General features: G+C 29.8%; 17 protein-coding genes. 16 read left to right on the forward strand and 1 reads right to left on the reverse strand.

Features of this window, described 5'->3' with window-relative positions:
* The first annotated feature begins 228 nt into the window (after window positions 1-228).
* From OW730_RS11520 to OW730_RS11530, 3 genes are all read left to right on the forward strand, one after another.
* Window positions 229-1575 (forward strand): [Fe-Fe] hydrogenase large subunit C-terminal domain-containing protein, encoded by a 1347-nt coding sequence (locus tag OW730_RS11520; RefSeq protein ID WP_271229160.1) that lies wholly within the window; start codon window positions 229-231, stop codon window positions 1573-1575.
* Window positions 1576-1737: 162 nt separating this feature from the next.
* On the forward strand, window positions 1738-2070 hold the full coding sequence (locus tag OW730_RS11525; protein WP_271229161.1) for a PadR family transcriptional regulator: 333 nt from the start codon (window positions 1738-1740) through the stop codon (window positions 2068-2070).
* Window positions 2054-3451 carry a DUF2812 domain-containing protein gene (locus OW730_RS11530; protein ID WP_271229162.1) on the forward strand — a complete coding sequence of 466 codons (1398 nt, stop codon included), beginning with the start codon at window positions 2054-2056 and terminating at the stop codon, window positions 3449-3451. Before OW730_RS11525 ends, OW730_RS11530 begins: the two co-directional genes overlap by 17 nt.
* 53 nt (window positions 3452-3504) lie before the next feature.
* Here OW730_RS11530 and OW730_RS11535 read toward each other — a convergent pair whose 3' ends face one another.
* The gene (locus OW730_RS11535) at window positions 3505-3927 is read right to left on the reverse strand and encodes a VOC family protein (RefSeq protein ID WP_271229163.1); all 423 of its coding nucleotides are present in this window, start codon (window positions 3925-3927) and stop codon (window positions 3505-3507) included.
* Between the two features lie 146 nt (window positions 3928-4073).
* On the opposite strand from OW730_RS11535, the gene OW730_RS11540 reads away from it, so the two are divergent.
* The 13 genes from OW730_RS11540 to OW730_RS11600 all read left to right on the forward strand — a co-directional run bounded on the left by OW730_RS11540 (window position 4074) and on the right by OW730_RS11600 (window position 18755).
* A complete protein-coding gene (locus tag OW730_RS11540; protein ID WP_271229164.1) occupies window positions 4074-5018 on the forward strand; it encodes a dipeptidase in 945 nt (314 codons plus the stop codon).
* Window positions 5019-5092: 74 nt separating this feature from the next.
* Window positions 5093-5704, forward strand: coding sequence for a 3'-5' exonuclease (locus OW730_RS11545; RefSeq protein ID WP_271229165.1), 612 nt, complete (start codon window positions 5093-5095; stop codon window positions 5702-5704).
* Between the two features lie 36 nt (window positions 5705-5740).
* Window positions 5741-7990, forward strand: coding sequence for a type IA DNA topoisomerase (topB, locus tag OW730_RS11550; protein WP_271229166.1), 2250 nt, complete (start codon window positions 5741-5743; stop codon window positions 7988-7990).
* Between the two features lie 241 nt (window positions 7991-8231).
* Complete coding sequence (locus tag OW730_RS11555; protein WP_271229167.1) at window positions 8232-9863, forward strand: LCP family protein; 1632 nt, start codon at window positions 8232-8234, stop codon at window positions 9861-9863.
* A 148-nt stretch (window positions 9864-10011) separates the two neighbouring features.
* Window positions 10012-11091, forward strand: coding sequence for a 3-dehydroquinate synthase (aroB, locus tag OW730_RS11560; RefSeq protein ID WP_271229168.1), 1080 nt, complete (start codon window positions 10012-10014; stop codon window positions 11089-11091).
* Between the two features lie 52 nt (window positions 11092-11143).
* The gene (aroA, locus tag OW730_RS11565) at window positions 11144-12439 is read left to right on the forward strand and encodes a 3-phosphoshikimate 1-carboxyvinyltransferase (protein WP_271229169.1); all 1296 of its coding nucleotides are present in this window, start codon (window positions 11144-11146) and stop codon (window positions 12437-12439) included.
* A complete protein-coding gene (gene aroC / locus OW730_RS11570; RefSeq protein WP_271229170.1) occupies window positions 12411-13538 on the forward strand; it encodes a chorismate synthase in 1128 nt (375 codons plus the stop codon). Before aroA ends, aroC begins: the two co-directional genes overlap by 29 nt.
* The gene (locus OW730_RS11575; protein WP_271229171.1) at window positions 13504-13782 is read left to right on the forward strand and encodes a chorismate mutase; all 279 of its coding nucleotides are present in this window, start codon (window positions 13504-13506) and stop codon (window positions 13780-13782) included. Before aroC ends, OW730_RS11575 begins: the two co-directional genes overlap by 35 nt.
* Entirely contained in the window at window positions 13772-15079 is a 1308-nt protein-coding gene (gene aroE / locus OW730_RS11580; RefSeq protein ID WP_271229172.1) for a shikimate dehydrogenase, read from the forward strand. The genes OW730_RS11575 and aroE overlap by 11 nt, the downstream gene beginning before the upstream one ends.
* The gene (gene aroQ / locus OW730_RS11585; protein WP_271229173.1) at window positions 15076-15516 is read left to right on the forward strand and encodes a type II 3-dehydroquinate dehydratase; all 441 of its coding nucleotides are present in this window, start codon (window positions 15076-15078) and stop codon (window positions 15514-15516) included. Before aroE ends, aroQ begins: the two co-directional genes overlap by 4 nt.
* Window positions 15517-15756: 240 nt before the next feature.
* The gene (locus tag OW730_RS11590; protein WP_271229174.1) at window positions 15757-16809 is read left to right on the forward strand and encodes a DNA polymerase IV; all 1053 of its coding nucleotides are present in this window, start codon (window positions 15757-15759) and stop codon (window positions 16807-16809) included.
* 356 nt (window positions 16810-17165) lie between these two features.
* Window positions 17166-17918, forward strand: a complete 753-nt coding sequence (locus OW730_RS11595; RefSeq protein ID WP_271229175.1) for a hypothetical protein — start codon at window positions 17166-17168, stop codon at window positions 17916-17918.
* A gap of 102 nt (window positions 17919-18020) precedes the next feature.
* Window positions 18021-18755, forward strand: a complete 735-nt coding sequence (locus OW730_RS11600) for a hypothetical protein (RefSeq protein WP_271229176.1) — start codon at window positions 18021-18023, stop codon at window positions 18753-18755.
* Window positions 18756-18761: the final 6 nt, after the last annotated feature.

Consider the following 18761-nt stretch of genomic DNA (forward strand, 5'->3'; position numbering starts at 1 on the left):
TTAAATTATATGTAATTTAATTATACCATTAAAGATAAAAATCACCATATTATATTTTAATCACAGGAGAGTGTGCGATATTCTTATAAATTGTATGAAATATTAAAAAAGGTAAAATATTAATTATATACTATATATTTATATAGCTCTTGAAATAAAGTAATATAAATTTGAATTTTATGGTAAAATATTTATGGTTATCAAATTAATGATAGGGAGTTGATACATTTGAATAAAAAGCACAGCAATTTATTTAAATCACTTATTAATGCTTATTATGAAGATAGATTTGAAGCGGAAATTGAAAATATCTTATCATCTGAGGATATAAGTAAAGATGAATTTGCTAATATTATATCCTCTCTTTGTGGTGTGGATGTTAACTTTTCAAATGAATATATTAATGACTTAAAGAAGGCAATAAAATCATATAAATTTAATGATAAAATTGTAACTAAAGTAAAAAGTTGTTCTATGAAATGTGAAAATGCGGAAGGAAAAACTAAGTGTGAATCTGCATGTCCATTTAATGCGATTTTTGTTGATAAGAAAGCTAATACAACTTATATAGATACTCTAAAATGTACAGATTGTGGCTTTTGTGTTGACGCATGTGTTAATGGAAATATATTAGATAAGGCGGAGTTTCTTCCTCTAGCAAACTTATTAAAAGAAGGTGTTCCAGTTATAGCAGCTGTTGCTCCTGCAATCACAGGACAATTTGGTGAGAAGGCTAATATTAATCGTTTAAGAGCAGCTTTCAAGAAGCTTGGATTTACTGAAATGGTAGAAGTAGCTTTCTTTGCTGATATGCTTACGTTAAAAGAAGCAGTTGAATTTGATGAGCATATACATACAAAAGATGATTTTATGATAACCTCATGTTGCTGCCCTATGTGGGTAGGTATGGTTAAAAGGGTTTATGGTGATTTAGTTAAGCATGTAACTCCTTCAGTTTCGCCTATGATTGCAGCAGGAAGGGTATTAAAGAAATTAAATCCAAAATGCAAGGTTGTCTTTGTAGGACCTTGTGTTGCAAAAAAAGCAGAAGCAAAAGCACAAGATCTAATAGGGGATATAGATTTTGTACTAACTTTTAATGAATTACAAGATATTTTTGATGCATTAAATATTCATCCTGAAGAAGTAGAGGAGGATTTATCAAGTGAATATCCTTCAAGAGGGGGAAGATTATACGCACGAACTGGCGGAGTTTCAAAAGCTGTTGGTGAGGCTATTGAACGTCTTTATCCTGTGAAATATGAAATGCTTAAGGCTGTCCAAGGTAATGGAGTAAAAGAGTGTAGAGAGTTATTATCAAAAGCACAGAGTGGAAAAATAGAGGCTAACTTTATAGAAGGTATGGGATGTGTAGGTGGGTGTGTAGGAGGACCTAAATCAATTATATCAACAGAAGAAGGTAGAGAAAAAGTAAATGCATTTGCAGAAAAGTCAAAGGTGAAAGTTGCTGTCGACAGTGCTTGTATGAATGAGATTTTGCATGGTTTAGATATTCATACTGTAGATGATTTCAAAGATAAGGAGAAAACTTTAATTTTCCATAGAGATTTTTAATATTGTTAGCATATTTATTATATGTAAGGATTTTGAAGATGACTCCCCTTATTGTAGGATGAGGGGAGTTTTTCTTTGAGAAGGAAATAAAATATGGAAAGTATTGTAATGTATCGAGTATGGATATATAATATATCTATACTCGATATATGGAGGGAGAAGATGGCTAGAAAACAACTTCAAAATCTAACAGAACCAATGTACTATGTGATGCTAAGTTTATTAAAACCTATTCATGGATATGGTATCATGAAAAATGTTGATAAAATAACTAAAGGAAGAGTAAAAGTAGGAGCAGGGACATTATATGCTCTTTTATCAAGATTTGAGAAAGAAAAGATTGTCAAAAAAGTTTCATCAGAAGATGGAAAAAAGATATATGTACTAATAGAAAAAGGGTTGGAAATATTGGAAGATGAACATGCTAGATTGAAATTACTGGTGGAAGATGGGAATTTGTTGTTAGGGGAGATTAGTTATGAAGAAGAGAACTAAAAAAAGATTAATGGTTACGTCTATAACAGAGTATAAAAGTCTTGAAAAGTACTTTGAAAATATGGCTTTAAAGGGCTGGATTATGAAAGAATTTAAAAAAGGGATGATGATATTTGAAGAATGTGAACCAAGGGATTTAGATTTTAATGTTTCTTTATTTTATAATACAACCCCTTTTGATTATCCAGACAATGAAAAAGATAGTGAGTATCGAGAATTATGTGAGGAGAGTGGATGGACATACTGTGCTTCAAATCAGTTATATCAGGTTTATTATAAAGAAAAAAATCAGGAAGTTGTTCCTATTCACAGTGATAGTATTGAGGAGTATAACATAATTAAAAAAACATACATGAAAACAGAATTTATTTCACTTATTGCACTGTTACCAATGATAGTAGTATTATTTTGGAGCAATAGTAATTTGGGTTATAGAGATTTATTAAGCAATTCAGGGATATTTGGTATAATATTACCATATATGCTTTTGATATTAGTCATAGTTATGCATGCACCCAACGTTATTTGGTTAATTAAAAATAAAATAAATCTTTCTAAAGGGAATGAATTACATTTTAAAAGCAATAGAGTAATAGTTAGAAGAAATATAGTAATGTGGACTTTAGTTGTATTATACTTAATACTGCTTATATATTTGGTATTTTTTGATATACCTCATTTTTCTTTTGTTTTAATAGCTTTTGCACCTATAGTAATAGGAATTGTAATAGGTGGGTATTGTATAAAAAGGTTTAAAACAAAAAAACGTTCACGTAAACATAATATTTTGTTTTTTACAGGAGGTATTATTTTATCGCTTATTTTAACCTATTCATTACTGTTTGTAGTGATATCAGGGGTGATGCACTCAAGTTTGATGGATATGAAAAATGAGATGCCTCCAGAGAATGTAAAGGTTTTGCATCTTTCGGATTTTACTGAAATAGATTCAGTTGAGAGGAAAACATTTTTCAAAAGATCTAGCGTATTTGCTCCAGTGAGTTTTTTATATTACGAAAGTATTAATAAAAAAACAAGAAAAGACGAGATAAGATCATTTAACACAGAATATATTGAATGTATAAACAAAAAAATTGCTGACTTTGTTTTTAATCAATATATGAAAGAGGAGTTTGAGAGAAAAATTAAATGGGCAAAAGAGGCAAGGGAATGGGGAAAGGAAGAAAGAGCAAAAGAATATGAGAATGATATTAAAGAGGTGTCCATCCATAATTGGGGAGTGGACAGGGGTTATTATCTCTATGAGAGTAAAAGGAAGATAATTATTCAAAAGGATAATATTATATATATTTTAGGTGGAGATTTAGATTTTTCAGATAAAGAAATAATAAATATCTGTCGAAGAAAATTAGGATTATAGAGTAAAAAAGAAAACTCATATGATAACCAATTTAATTTGGCTATCATATGAGTTTATTTTATACGTTTGGAAATAGGGTGATCTTCATTAAGTTGAAGTAAATCCCATAGATTGCCATAAAGGTCTTTAAATACAGCTACTGTGCCATATGATGCTTCTTTAGGTTCACGTACAAATTCTATTCCTTTTGCAACCATTTCGTTGTAGTCTCTCCAGAAATCATCAGTATTTAAGAATAAAAATACTCTTCCACCTGTTTGATTTCCGATAAAAGATTCTTGTTCAGGCTTTGAAGCTCTAGCTAATAGTATTGTTGTTCCTACTGAACCTGGTGGAGAAACAACTACCCAACGTTTATCCTGTTCAGGTTGATAGGTGTCTTCTATCAATGTGAAGTTTAATTTTTTTGTGTAAAATTCAATTGCTTCATCGTAATCATTAACAACTAAAGCTATATGTACAATTGATTGTTTCATTTAGTTCACTCCTTAAGATTGTAATAGCCATTATCTAATTTATAGTAATTATAATAGATTTTGTTATCAAATGGAATTGATTTTTTTGTTCTTATTATAAAAAATCATGTAAAATAGAAGAGAGAGATTACTAAGGAGATGATATTATGTTAATAGATTTTCACTGCGATACAATTATGCAGCTATATAATCATAGAGGAAATGAAAACTTAAGAAGTAATCCTTTTCATATTGATATTGAAAAACTTCAGAAAGCTAAATCTTTTGCACAATTCTTTGCTTTATTTATAGATATGGAAGAGTGTAAAGATTTAAGTAAAAAGCCCTACCAAGTAGCATTAGAGATGGGGGAGATATTTAAAAAAGAGATTAATGAAAACAAAGAAATTATAGCATATGCAGGAAGTATAAATGATTATCTTGCAAATAAAAATAATGGAAAGATATCTGCCTTTTTAACAGTTGAGGAAGGTGGAATAATTGGTAATGATATTGAAAAATTGAATGAACTTTGTAAATTAGGTGTAAGATTAATTACCCTAACATGGAATTATGAGAATTCCATAGGAATTCCAGCTGCAGATGGAAGAAATTTAGGATTAAAACCTTTTGGATTTGAAGTTATAAAAACTATGGAAAATTTAGGGGTAATCATAGATGTATCTCATTTATCAGATAAAGGATTTTATGATGTTTATGAAAATACCAGTAAACCTTTTGTAGCATCTCATTCCAATTCCAGAAGTATATGCAATCACCCAAGGAACTTAACTGATGATATGATAAGAAAGATTGGTGAAAGAGGGGGGGTAATTGGTATAAATTATTGTCCAGCTTTTATAAGTCAAAAAGCAATAACAACAGTTGAAGGAATTGTACAACACATGAAATATATAAGAAATATTGGAGGACTAGATGTACTTGCATTAGGAAGCGACTATGATGGTATAAGTGGAACTCTTGAAATGAAAGATGTGAGTTATAATTATCTACTTATACAAGAGTTAGAGAAAAAAGGTTTCAAAATAGGAGATATTGAGAAAATATTATTCAAAAATGGAGAACGATTGATTAAAGATGTCCTTAAATAGAGATAAATAATTTGAGATTTGATGATTTTTTGATATACTCATATATAGTGAGGCATCATAGGAGGATAAAGATTATGAAGAGCGTTTTTTTTGATACTGAGACTACAGGTCTTAGACCAGGTCAAATCGGACAATTAACTTATATTGTTGAAGAGAATGGAGAATTCTTAAAGAGTAAGAATTTATTTTTTAGAGTAGATATGATGGACCCTAGTGCTGAGAGAGTTCACGGATTCAGTATGGAACTTTTAGAAGAACTATCAGGTGGTAAGACATTCAAAGATTGTATAGATGAAATTAGAAATGATTTTACTGATGCAGTAATTATTGCACATAATGTTAATTTTGATTTGAAATTTATGAATGCTGAATTTGAAAGATTAGGAATTCCTTTTGATTTCAAAAAAACATTTTGTACTATGGAGTATTTTAAAGATATCACTCAAATACCAGCAAGAAATGGGGTAGGATATAAAAACCCTAAGCTTGAAGAGGTTGTACAATACTACCAGATTGAAAAAGAAAATATAATGACTGCTACAAATAGATTATTTAATTGTAGTGAAGTATCATATCATGATGCAAGATATGATACAACAGCTATGTATATAGTTTGTTTATTATCAAGAGGAAGAGATGAAGTTTTTGATCTTATGGAAGATGATGAACAATTAAGTTTTATGTAAATACTATACTAATATTAGAATTAGGTGAACAATTTTATGGGTAAAGCTTTATTTATTGCTGAGAAGCCATCGGTTGCTCGGGAGTTTGGAAAGATTTTAAAGATAAGTGGTGCAAAGCGAGATGGGTATATTGAAGGGGATAAAGGGATTGTTACATGGTGTGTTGGTCATCTTGTTTCAATGAGTTACCCAGAAGTATATGATGAAAAATTAAAGTTATGGGATTTAAAAGATCTACCTTTTATACCTGATGATTTTAAATATGAAATAATTCCAGGTGTTAAGAAACAATTTGACATAGTATGTGAATTGTTAAATAGAGACGATGTTGATAGAGTATATGTGTGTACCGACTCAGGGAGAGAAGGAGAGTATATATATAGACTAGTTGACATGATGTCACAGTGTCATGGAAAAGAAAAGAAGAGAGTATGGATAGATTCTCAAACAGAAGAGGAAATTCTTAGAGGTGTAAAAGAGGCTAAAGATTTAAGCGAGTATGATTCTTTAAGTGATTCAGCGTTCTTAAGAGCTAAAGAGGATTATTTAGTTGGTATTAACTTTTCAAGAATATTGACATTGCTATATGGAGATTATTTGAGAAGAATGCTCAATAAAAAGAATGTTGTTATTGCTGTAGGTAGAGTAATGACATGTGTACTTGCAATGATAGTTCAGAGAGAAAGAGAAATTAGAAATTTTGATAAGACATTCTTTTATAAGGTTGAATGTAACTTGAATAATGAGGATGAAAGAAAACTTAAAGTCTTATGGAAAGTTGTTGAAGGATCAAAATTTTATAATACTCCAAAGTTGTATAATGAGAATGGTTTTAACAAAAAAGAAGATTGTGAGCAGTTTATAAATGAAATTAATGCTTTTAAAGATAACGGTGGAAAAGGAATTGTTGATGAGGTAAATAAAAAGAAACAGAAAAAGAGTCCACCTCTGTTATTTAACTTAGCTGAATTACAGAATGAATGTTCAAAAAGATATAAGATTGATCCTAATAAGACTTTGTCATGTGTTCAAAGTTTATATGAGAAGAAAATGGTTACATATCCAAGAACAGATGCAAGAGTTTTATCAACTGCAGTTGCAAAAGAAATACCTAAAATGCTTAAAAAGCTGACGGGATTGAAGGAAAATGAAGAAATTACTGAGGCTTTGAAAGAAATTAGTGCAGGTGGTCTTCATAAAGGAATTGAAAAGAAAAAGTATGTTGATGATAAGAAAATCACTGATCACTATGCTATAATTCCAACAGGTGAAGGGTTAGGAAATTTAAATTCCTTACCTAAATTAGAGAAGGATATTTATGAGTTAATAGTAAGAAGGTTTCTCGCAATATTTCTTAAGGATGCACAATTTGTAACAACCAGTGTTACTGTGGATATTAATGGAGAAAAATTCTACACTTCACATAAGGAACAAAGTGATAAAGGATATGAAAAGGTATATTATTCTAAAGGAAAAAAGAAAAAAGATGAAGAAGAAAATGTAACTCTTATAGGCATCAAAAAGGGCATGAAATTTGAGGTTGAAGAGGTAAACATGAAAGAGGGGGAAACTTCTCCTCCAAAGAGATATAATACAGGTAGTATAATACTTGCTATGGAGAATGCAGGAAAACTTATCGAAGATGAGGAATTGCGTGAACAGATTAAAGGAAGTGGAATTGGAACTAGTGCTACAAGAGCAGAAATCTTGAATAAGCTTGTAGAAAAGGATTATGTTAATCTAAATGCGAAAACTCAGATTATAACTCCATCTACACTAGGAGAGCTTATATTTGACGTAGTTAATAGTTCTATACCTAGTCTTTTAAACCCTAAGCTTACTGCGTCTTGGGAAAAAGGATTACAGATGGTTGTAGATAATGAAATTGATAAGAACATATTTATGGAGAAACTTACTGATTATATTGAGAAGAACACAGCAAAAGCCCTTAGATATAATAAAAATATTGATCTTAGTAAGGTATTCAATGAAACACTAAAAGTAAGTGAAATTAATTATATTAATGAAAATAATCTAGGGATATGTCCTATATGCAAGAGGGGACATGTAATAAAGAATAAAAAGGGATATGGTTGTACAAACTGGATCAACGGTTGTAAATTCTTTATTGGAACAGTAGCTGGAATAGAAGTAGAACTAAAAGAAATAAAGAATCTTGTTAAATATGGTGAGACTTCTTTGATTGAAGGTTTTAAGTCAAAAAAAGGAGAAGTTTTCAATGCAAAACTAGCAATAAGAAATGGAAGAATATCTTTTTTATCTTAAATTTAAATAACTCTAAATAATAAACTCACTGGAAAACATGATTTTTGAATGATTTCTGGTGAGTTAATCTATTGTATTAGTAAAAAAAGTTTTTAGATAATGAGAAAATCAACAATATTTGTTCTTTTATCCTTAAATTTGTTACATAAAGTTAAATTTTAGCTTAAAAATTTGACCTTTTAATGTGTTATAATATATGACATGGACAAATTAAGAACATTATAGTAAGGGGAGCGAATAGGTGAGCAGAAGAATAAAAAAGAAGTCTGGTTATGGGAAAAAGATTCTTTTGACTATATTGGTGATTACATTAAGTTTGGCGATGTCTGGAGGCCTTTACGCTTTCCATATAGCTGAAAAAATTAAAGATAGAACTACTGATGATTCAAAAGAAAATGGACTAGTTACTGATAAAGATGATAATAAGTCGGATAATGATAAGAATGATGAGATTTCTAGAAAGGAAGATCATATAACCAATATACTTTTAATAGGAACAGATAATAGAAAAGATGGGATGGGTGAAAGATCAGATGCAATAATCATACTTACAATTGATGAACAGAATAAAGACATGAGGCTTACATCTCTTATGAGAGATAGTTATGTTCATATTCCAGCAAGTAAGGGAAGAAGTGATTCTTGGGAAAAACTTAATCACTCCTATGCATACGGTGGAGTATCACTGTTGATGAGAACAATTAAAGAGAACTTTGATATTGAACTTGATAAATATGTTAAGATTGATTTCGGGGGATTCAAATCGGTAGTTGAGATTCTTGGAGGAGTAGATGTTTATATTGAAAATAATGAAGAACTTAATGAGTTAAATAGATGTTTACTTTTAGATGTTTATGATGATCCATCAAAAAATGGATATACAAAATTTAGAAATATCCTTGAAAGAGCAAGGTTATTAGATGCAAGAGATGAAGGTGCTGAGTACAGAATAAAAGACAATCCTAATATTACGAGAGAGGAATATAATTATATTGCAGAGATTGCAGACTTTAAATGGGAAACTGGAAATACACATCTTGATGGAAGACAGACTTTAGCATACTCAAGAATGCGCCACTCAACAGGTGGTAGTTTTGGAAGAACATCAAGACAACGTGAGGTAATATCTTTGTTAATGAATAAGCTTCCAAATATTTCTGAACTAAAATATCTTGCTTTAGCAGAAGAAATAACGAATTATGTTAAGACTAACATGGAGTTAGGTACGATGATAGATCTTGCTAGGAAGGTACTTAAAATAAATAACTTTGATATAAAACAGATGCAGGTACCCCCTGATGAATTAACTGAAGGTAGAATTTATAAAGGTGTATATGTGTTCCTTATGGATATTGGACAAGTAAAAAAAGTTATGCATGATTTTATATTTGAAGATATTGATTATGTTCCAAGTAATTACAAAAAGTTTGATTACAGATCTTCTGAATACTATTATTATGTACCACCAAAACCAGAAAAGCCACCAGTAGAAGAGAAAGAGGAAGATGTATCTGGTGACAATGATAACAAAGACATTAATGAAGAGAATGATAGTAATAAGGATAATAGTAACGATGAAGACAACTCAAATGGTACTGAGGTTTCAGAAGAAGATGATAATAATAAGTCGGAAAAAGATAATGGAACGGATAATCCAAGTGAGGAAACAGATAACATAAGCGATGAAACAGAGAATGCAAAACCTGAAGATACTGAGGGGCAAAAGGAAGAAGAAAGTAGTAGTATCCCTGATGAAAATACAGATAATGAGTCTGAAACTTCTGGTGATGGTGAAAGTGATGTAGAAGAAAATCCAACTGAGGAAACTAATCAAGGTGAGGATGGAGAGTTTGAAATAAGCGAAGAAGAATAAAAATAATAATGTAGAATGATCCATTTATTTTTAAAGCACGCTTAGCCGTGCTTTTTTTCATGTTTATATTAATTTCTAAGAGCTTTTGATATAATAATATTTAAGAGTTTTATATAAGAATTTAAATATTAGTTGGAGAACAATAAATATGGATAAAATAAACTTTATTTTAAAAGGTGAAGAAAGAAACATTACAATTTCTTTTTCTAATATGAATGAAATAGAAGAGATAATCTATACATGTGGATATAAAGGGATATGTATTATAACAGACGAGAATGTTTATACACATTATTCAAGTTGCATTGATAATTTACTTAAAAAGATTTCAGGGAGTTTGATGATTTTAGAACCAGGGGAAAAATCAAAATCTATGAAAACTTTAGGAGATATATATTCAGAATTAGATTTAAGGGGTATAAAAAGAGATGATTTAATTATAGCTTTTGGTGGTGGTGTAATCGGGGACTTAACAGGATTTGCTGCTAGTACATATTTAAGAGGGATAGATTTAATGCAGGTACCTACAACTGTATTATCTCAAGTTGATAGTAGTGTTGGAGGTAAAACTGCTATAAATATTGGGAATCATAAGAATAGAGTAGGCTCTTTCTATCAACCACATAATGTATTAGTCAATATAGATTTTCTAAATACTTTAGATAAAAGAGAATTTAATAATGGATGTGCCGAGATAATAAAATATGGATGTATACTAGATAAAGAATTATTTAATATAATTTATGAAAGTGCAGCATTACATGATATAAGAGAAACAGAAAAATGTAAGCTTGAAGAAATTATAAGAAGGTGTATTGAACTAAAGATAGATGTAGTTCAAAAGGATGAGAAAGATATAGGAATTAGAAATATATTGAATTTCGGACACACTTTAGGTCATGTAATAGAAGGAGTAGAGGGGTATCAGAAATATAAACATGGAGAAGCTGTTGCTATAGGAATGTATATTATTACAAAGTGGAGTGAAAGAAAAGGTTATACTGAAAAAGGTACAACAGATAAAATTAAACGCATATTATTGAAAAATAATCTGCCTATATGTGTTAATGGAGTTAATAGTGAATTTGTTTATAATTCAATTACTAAAGATAAAAAGGCTAGTTCATCTGGGGTAAAATTAATATTACTTAATGAAATAGGTGAATGCTTTATTAAAAATGTTTCTTTAGAAGATCTATCAATAATGATAGAGGAAATATTTAATTAATACAACACAGCGATGATAAATACATATGAAGTACATAGAGAGGATAATGAAGATGAATGCTTTAAAAATTGAAAATAAAAAACTAAATGGAGAAATTTTAGTTCCACCTTCAAAAAGTGATGCTCATAGAGCTATTATCTGTGCTTCTTTGAGTAAAGAAAAAAGTGAAATATATAATGTAGATATATCAAAAGATATACTATCAACAATTGAAGGTATGAGAAAACTCGGAGCAGAGATAAATATTCTTGAGGATAATAAGTACAATAAGCTTGAGATAACAGGGTTTAAGAATAGTTATGAGAATTCTGAAATTACATGTAGAGAATCTGGTTCAACGTTGAGATTCCTAATACCATTGGCTATAGTTATAAATAATGGTGGAACATTCACTGGAGAAGGAAAATTAATTGAAAGACCTTTAGGGGTGTATTATGAAATATTCCATAAGATTGGAATAAAATATGAAAATAGAGATGGGATGCTTCCATTGAATTTAAAAGGAAATCTTATAGCAGGAGAGTATTCTTTAAGAGGAGATGTAAGTTCACAGTTTATAACTGGATTAATGTTTGCACTTCCTTTAATAGAAGGTGATTCAGTAATTAAAGTAACTACGGAATTACAATCAAAAGGATATGTAGATTTAACAATAAAAGTACTCAAAGAATTTGGGGTAGAGGTAATAAATAGAGAGTATAGAGAGTTTATTATAAAGGGAAATCAAAAATATCTAGGAAGAAAGTATTTTGTTGAAGGAGATTATTCACAGAGCGCTTTCTGGATTGCTGGAGGAATACTAGGTAAAAAAATCAGGATAAAATCTCTTAATAAAGATTCTGTTCAAGGTGATAAAATTATCAAGGAAATAGTAGAGGAAATGAAGGGGAATATCAAAAATATTGAAGAAGATTTGATAGTTGAAGAGAGCGAAACAAGAGGAACAACTATAGATGTGTCAGAATGTCCTGATTTAGCACCAATCTTAACTGTGTTAGGAGCAGTTAGTAAGGGAACTACAAGGATAATAAATGGTGAAAGATTGAGAATGAAAGAAAGTGATAGATTAACTTCAATAACTACTGAACTAAAAAAATTAGGAGCTAATATAGAAGAAGGCTATGATAATTTAACAATTGAAGGAGTTAAATCTCTGAATGGAGGGGTAGTTGATAGTTGGAATGATCACAGGATAGCTATGGCATTAGCTATTGCCAGTGCTAAATGTAAAGAGCCAATTATTCTAACTGGTTGGAAAAGTGTTGAGAAGTCATACCCAAAATTCTGGGAAGACTATGGAGAATTAGGAGGTACAGCTTATGAGTGGAAGTTGGGGGAAGAACTATAGAGTAACTATTTATGGGGAATCTCACGGAACTGGAGTTGGTATAATCATAGATGGTCTTCCTGGTGGAATTGAATTTCCTTATGAATATATCAATAAAGAATTGTATAGAAGAAAGCCTGGAAAGAATAGATTTACTACTGGAAGACAAGAAGAAGATAATTTCAAAGTTTTAAGTGGAATATTTGAAGGATATACTACTGGAACACCAATTAATCTTTTTATTGAAAATAAGGACAAAAGAAGTAGAGATTATTCAGAAATAAAAAATAAAATGAGACCGGGTCACGCTGATTACAGTGGATACCAAAAATATTTTGGATATAACGATTATAGAGGTGGAGGCCATTTTTCAGGAAGACTAACAGCAGCTCTAGTAATGGCAGGAGCTTTTGCAAGAAAGATTTTAGAAAATATGGATATTCACATAATATCCCATATTGCACAGATTGGTGATATTAAAGATAATATATTTTCTCAAGAAGAAATAAACGATGAAATATTTTTGAGACTGAAGGATCATGAAAATCAATTTCCTATTATAAACGAGGATATTAAAGAAGCTATGATGAGTGAGATAATTAAGGCTAAAGAAGATAATGATTCAGTAGGTGGAGTGATTGAATCATTGGTGCTTAATGTAAAGCCAGGAGTAGGAAATCCTTTTTTCAATTCTGTAGAGAGTTCTATCAGCAGCATGTTATTTTCTATACCAGCTGTAAAAGGGGTTGAATTTGGAGAAGGGTTTGGCTTTGCTCATATGAGAGGATCTCAAAGTAATGATGAGATGAGAGTTGTAGATAATAAGATTATAACCTTAACCAATAATAATGGAGGAGTAACAGGGGGAATAACTAATGGCATGCCAATTGTATTTAGAACAGCTATAAAACCTACTCCATCAATAGGAAAAGAGCAACTTACAGCAGATATTTCTAAAATGGAAAACACAGTATTAAATATTACAGGTCGTCATGATCCTTGTATTATTCCAAGGGCGTTACCAGTAATAGATAATGCTACAGCTATAGCAATATTGGATTTAGTATTAGAGAGGATAAAGGAAGATGAAGGATTTAAAGCATTTAAGAGAAGAGATTGATAGAGTAAATAAAGGGTTAGTAGAGTTATTCATAGAGAGAATGAAGATTTCTGAAGAAATTGGAGAATATAAAAGAGAAAAAGGCATGAAGATATACGATAAGAAAAGAGAAGAGGAAATAATTGCTGAAACAATTCAGGGTACAGAAGAGAAATATAAAGGATATGTTTCAGATTTTTTAAAAGAGCTTATGAAGATGAGTAGAGATATTCAGGAAGGCAGTAGAGTTAAAAATGAAAAATAAATTTAATTATGGATTAATAGGAAAGAAACTTTCTCATAGCTTTTCTCCATTTATACATGAAGAATTCTTTAAAGCTCAAGGAATTGATGGAGAATATGAGCTTTATGAGTTTGAGCCAAATGAACTTAAAAATAAACTTGAAAATATCAAAAATATTGGTGTTAAAGGAATAAATGTAACAATTCCATATAAAGAGGATGTTATAAATTATATTGATGAAATATCTGCGGAAGTAAAAAGCATAGGAGCAGTTAATACTATTAAATTTGAAGATGGAAAAGCTATAGGATATAACACTGATTATTTTGGAATAAAAGAAACATTTACTATTAACAATGTAAAAATAAAAGGAAAAAAAGCAATTGTTTTAGGAACTGGAGGTGCTAGTAAAGCGGTGATAACATGTCTTAAAGACATGGGGATAGAGAATATTGTTTTAATCAGTAGAAATCCAGAAAAAGTAATAAGTAATTATAAAGTTGACAATTATGAGAATTTACATAGATATAAAAGTTATGAACTATTAATTAATACTACTCCTGTTGGTATGTTTCCCTTAATAGATGAGTCACCTATAGAAGAAAAACATATTAAAGAAAGAGAGTTTGTGTTTGATTTAATATATAACCCATCTAAAACACGAATACTTCAATATGCAATGAAAAATGGGGTGAAGTGTTCCAATGGATTATATATGCTTGTTCTTCAGGCATTAAAATCAGAAGAAATCTGGAATGATATTATGATTCCGGAAGGTGTAGTAAAACAAATTTTTAATACATGTTTAAAAAAGAAAAACAGGGAAAAAAACTTAGTTTTAATTGGTATGCCTGGGAGTGGAAAGAGCACCATAGGAGGAATATTGAGTAAAAGATTAGGATTAAAGCTAATTGACAGTGATGAAATGATTGAAAAGAAAGTTGGTAAATCTATTACAGAAATATTCAAAGATGGGGAAGAGATTTTCAGAAATATTGAGGAAGATGTATTAAAAGATATTTCAATGGAAAAGAGGTGTGTTATCTCAACAGGCGGAGGAGCAATTAAAAGGGAAGAGAATATTTTTTCTATGAAATATAATGGAATAGTGTGCTTTATAGATAGAGATATTGAAAAAATATTTTATGATATGCAGGGAAATAACCAAAGGCCGCTAGTTAAGACCAAAGAGCATTTATTAAAATTATACAATGAGAGAATAGGAATATACAGGGAAGTATGTGACATTACAATTGATAACAATGGAGATATTGAAGATACTATCAATAGTATAATGAAAGTAGAGGGGACTTTATGAAGATACTTGTGATCAATGGTCCTAACATTAACATGTTAGGAATAAGGGAAAAGGATATTTATGGTGTTGAAACATACGAGCAACTTAAAAAATTTATTCAGATGATTGGGGAAGAAAAAAAGATTCACATTGAACATTTTCAAAGCAATATTGAAGGGGAAATAGTAACAAGAATTCAAAAGGCTTATGGAAATATTGATGGTATTGTAATAAATGCTGCAGCTTATACTCATTACAGTATAGCTATAATGGATGCACTGAAGAGTGTAAATATTCCAACTGTAGAGGTTCATATATCAAATGTATTTAAACGAGAAGAATTTAGACATAAATCATATATAGCACCTGTAAGTATTGGAAGTATATGTGGATTTGGTATTTATGGTTATAAACTTGCTGTTGAGGCATTAATCAATGAGTATTCTAAAGAAAAGTAATAATTTAAGTATAAAATTAAATTATTGTAAAAGAATAATAGTTATGATATAATTATTGTGTAAATGTTTTAAAGTTACTATATGCTGGAATAATAACCTAATTAAAATATAATTGGCAACGAAAAAAGGTGTTTGTTTAGGTGGATATATATTCAGCATGGTACAGTGTACTTAAGAGTTAAAAGCACAGGGCCTAGGTGAAAACCTAGGCTTTTTAATTTTATATTATGGAGTGGAAATATGGAGAGGATAATACTTCACGTGGATATGGACGCGTTTTTTGCAGCGGTTGAGGTGTTGGATAACCCAGGTATTAAAAACAAACCTGTAATTGTTGGTGGTACATCATCAAGAGGGGTAGTTGCCACATGTTCTTATGAAGCAAGAGCATTCGGTGTTCATTCAGCAATGCCTATATTTAAAGCAAGAGCACTTTGTCCTAATGGGATATATATTCCACCTAGGCATTGGAGATATAAAGAAATTTCAAATGAAATATTTAAAATATTATATAGATTTACAGACATTATTGAACCATTATCAATAGATGAGGCATATCTTGATATATCACATTTAAAAGAGAATCCAATAGAAGTTGCATCAAAAATAAAGAAAAATATTAAAGAAGAAATCGGATTAAACATATCAATTGGAATATCATACAATAAATTTCTTGCTAAATTAGCAAGTGACTGGAATAAACCAAATGGATTAAAAGTAATAAAAAAAGAAGAAATGCCTAAAATTCTTTTTCCCCTTAATATTAGAAAAGTATATGGAATAGGTGCAAAATCAGCGGAAAAACTATTTAAAATAGGAGTGCAAACAGTAGAGGATTTATATAATTTACCTATAGAATTATATAAAAATTATTTTGGTAAATCCGGGGAAGATATATACTGGAGAATAAGAGGAAGAGATGAAAGAAGAGTTACAATTAAAAGAGAAAGAAAATCATATGGAAAAGAAACCACTTTTGCAGATGATATATGTGATAAAACTCAACTTTGGAATATAATTAGTGGATATAGTGATCAAATATCATTTATGTTAAAAAGTAAGAATCTTTATGGGAAAACAGTTACTATTAAATATAAAACTATCAATTTTGAAACACATACACGTAGTAAAACTGTGGAAGAATACTTTAACGAAAATGACGAAATAAAAGAGATTTCCAGGGAAATATTCGATTCAATAGAATTTAATGAGGCAATAAGACTTATTGGAGTTACTGTAAGTAATTTGAGTAATAAGAAGAATTTCGAACAGTTGAATTTTTTTGATATATAAGAAATTTAAAAGAGAATTGAGAATGTAAAATGGATAATGTATAATGAAGGATATTTCACTCTGTGAAATTGTAATCTTATTATTCATTTGACAATAGGGGTTTAATTGTTTCATTTGCAATAAAACATTGTACTACAAATACAATATTTTATCTTAAAGATAAAATGAGTAAAGAATTCTTGTCATGAAGAACAATGAAATGTAGTTTCTGCGTTAGCAGAAACATCCTTCATTCTCCATTCTACATTATCAATTATACATTTGTTTTAAAGCACGCATTGCGTGCTTTTTTTGTGTCAAAGATTATAAGACTTAAATATACTATTAATAGTATTAGTAATTTAGGTTGGTGTTTTATGATAATTAATAAAAGAATCTATGGTGAAAGGGTTGATGAGATTGCTCCAGGCTGGAAATTCATTGGAGCAGGTAATAACGGGATAGTCTATAGTATATCAAAAGATAAAGTGATTAAGATATTCAGAGAGGATATTGTTTGTGATAGAGAAGGTGATATTCTTTTAAGAGTACATGGGAATAAATATTTTCCTAATTTAGTTGAAATAGGCGAAAACTATATAGTAAGAGAAAAAGTTGATGGAGAATGTTTAAAAGACATAATAAAAAGAGAAGGATTGAGTGATGAAAAAGCTGTGAAATTAGTAGAACTTCTCAATGAATTTCAAATGCTGGGGTTTACTAGAATAGATGTAAGGCTTAAAGATATCTATATAGATGATGAACAGAATATCAAATTGATAGATCCAAAGGGCTATTTTACAAGAAGGATGCACTATCCTAGGCATTTATGCAAAGGTCTTAAAAACCACGGAGGATTAAATACTTTCTTAGAAGCTTTATATGAGAATAACCCTAAGTTATACAATGAATGTATGAACAATATTTTTAGAGTTGAGAATGGAAAGAGTGAAGAAAAAAAATTTAAAATATTTAAGAAGATGAAAAAGAAAGAAGGAAAAGGTGGTTTTTATGGTATAGGGCAAACTAATAAGTTTGCATCAGAATTAAAATTACCAGGAATAGATGGAATATTAAATGATGATGATATTAGTTTCATTGATATCAGTGAAATTGAAAGCTTGTTATAGTTAATCATTAAAAAAATTTTGTGAGCTCAAAAATAAAAGAAAAATCTATAAGTAAAATAAGTAAAGATACTTAGATAGCATTATTAATTTAGGTGGTGTTCCATGGAGAATAATGAAAGAAGTTTTGGGCAAAGAATTAATGAAGTATCTTCAAGTTGGGAGTTTATTGGAGCGGATCAAAACTCCATATTATATAGTATATCAAAAGATAAAGTCATTAAGATATTCAGAGAAGACATTATGTGTAATAGAGAAGAGCGTAGTAAATTAATAATATATGAAAATAGATATTTTCCGGATTTGCTTGAAATTGGTCAAAACTATATCTTAAGAGAAAAAGTTAAAGGAGAGTGCTTAAAAGATATAGTAAAAAGAGATGGATTAAATGAGGAAGTAGCTGAAAAATTGGTTGAGCTTCTCAATGAGTTTCAAAGGCTAGGGTTTACTAAAATTGATGTTAGGCTTAAAGAAATCTATGTGGATAATGAAAAGAATATAAAATTGAAAGATCCAGATCTGTATTTTACAAGGGATGTACATTACCCAAAACATTTATGTAAAGAACTTGAAAAACATGGAGGATTAAATTGTTTACTAAAAACTTTATATGAAAATAATCCTGAGTTGTACAAAGAGTGCATGCTTAATATTTACAGTACAAACCGTACGGAAACAGCTAAAAAATTATACAAGAAACAAAAATTCAAAAAAGGAAAAACTACTGGTTATGGCATTGGAGAAAAAGAAGGTATGACTGAACTAAAGCTACCTATAATAGAAGAGTTAGATGAAGATATTAGTTTCGTTGATATCACTGAAATTGAAGATTTATTATAATGAAGT

Source organism: Oceanirhabdus sp. W0125-5 (assembly GCF_027938815.1).
Lineage (GTDB): Bacteria > Bacillota > Clostridia > Clostridiales > Clostridiaceae > Oceanirhabdus.

Bases quoted from the DNA above. Each gene is read 5' to 3' on its own strand.
- aroQ (WP_271229173.1), top strand. From the start codon at position 15,076: ATGAAGATACTTGTGATCAATGGTCCTAACATTAACATGTTAGGAATA.
- aroE (WP_271229172.1), top strand. From the start codon at position 13,772: ATGAAAAATAAATTTAATTATGGATTAATAGGAAAGAAACTTTCTCAT.
- OW730_RS11535 (WP_271229163.1), bottom strand. From the start codon at position 3,927: ATGAAACAATCAATTGTACATATAGCTTTAGTTGTTAATGATTACGAT.
- OW730_RS11540 (WP_271229164.1), top strand. From the start codon at position 4,074: ATGTTAATAGATTTTCACTGCGATACAATTATGCAGCTATATAATCAT.
- OW730_RS11545 (WP_271229165.1), top strand. From the start codon at position 5,093: ATGAAGAGCGTTTTTTTTGATACTGAGACTACAGGTCTTAGACCAGGT.
- OW730_RS11530 (WP_271229162.1), top strand. From the start codon at position 2,054: ATGAAGAAGAGAACTAAAAAAAGATTAATGGTTACGTCTATAACAGAG.
- OW730_RS11575 (WP_271229171.1), top strand. From the start codon at position 13,504: ATGAAGGATTTAAAGCATTTAAGAGAAGAGATTGATAGAGTAAATAAA.
- topB (WP_271229166.1), top strand. From the start codon at position 5,741: ATGGGTAAAGCTTTATTTATTGCTGAGAAGCCATCGGTTGCTCGGGAG.
- OW730_RS11595 (WP_271229175.1), top strand. From the start codon at position 17,166: ATGATAATTAATAAAAGAATCTATGGTGAAAGGGTTGATGAGATTGCT.
- OW730_RS11525 (WP_271229161.1), top strand. From the start codon at position 1,738: ATGGCTAGAAAACAACTTCAAAATCTAACAGAACCAATGTACTATGTG.
- aroC (WP_271229170.1), top strand. From the start codon at position 12,411: ATGAGTGGAAGTTGGGGGAAGAACTATAGAGTAACTATTTATGGGGAA.
- aroA (WP_271229169.1), top strand. From the start codon at position 11,144: ATGAATGCTTTAAAAATTGAAAATAAAAAACTAAATGGAGAAATTTTA.
- aroB (WP_271229168.1), top strand. From the start codon at position 10,012: ATGGATAAAATAAACTTTATTTTAAAAGGTGAAGAAAGAAACATTACA.
- OW730_RS11600 (WP_271229176.1), top strand. From the start codon at position 18,021: ATGGAGAATAATGAAAGAAGTTTTGGGCAAAGAATTAATGAAGTATCT.
- OW730_RS11590 (WP_271229174.1), top strand. From the start codon at position 15,757: ATGGAGAGGATAATACTTCACGTGGATATGGACGCGTTTTTTGCAGCG.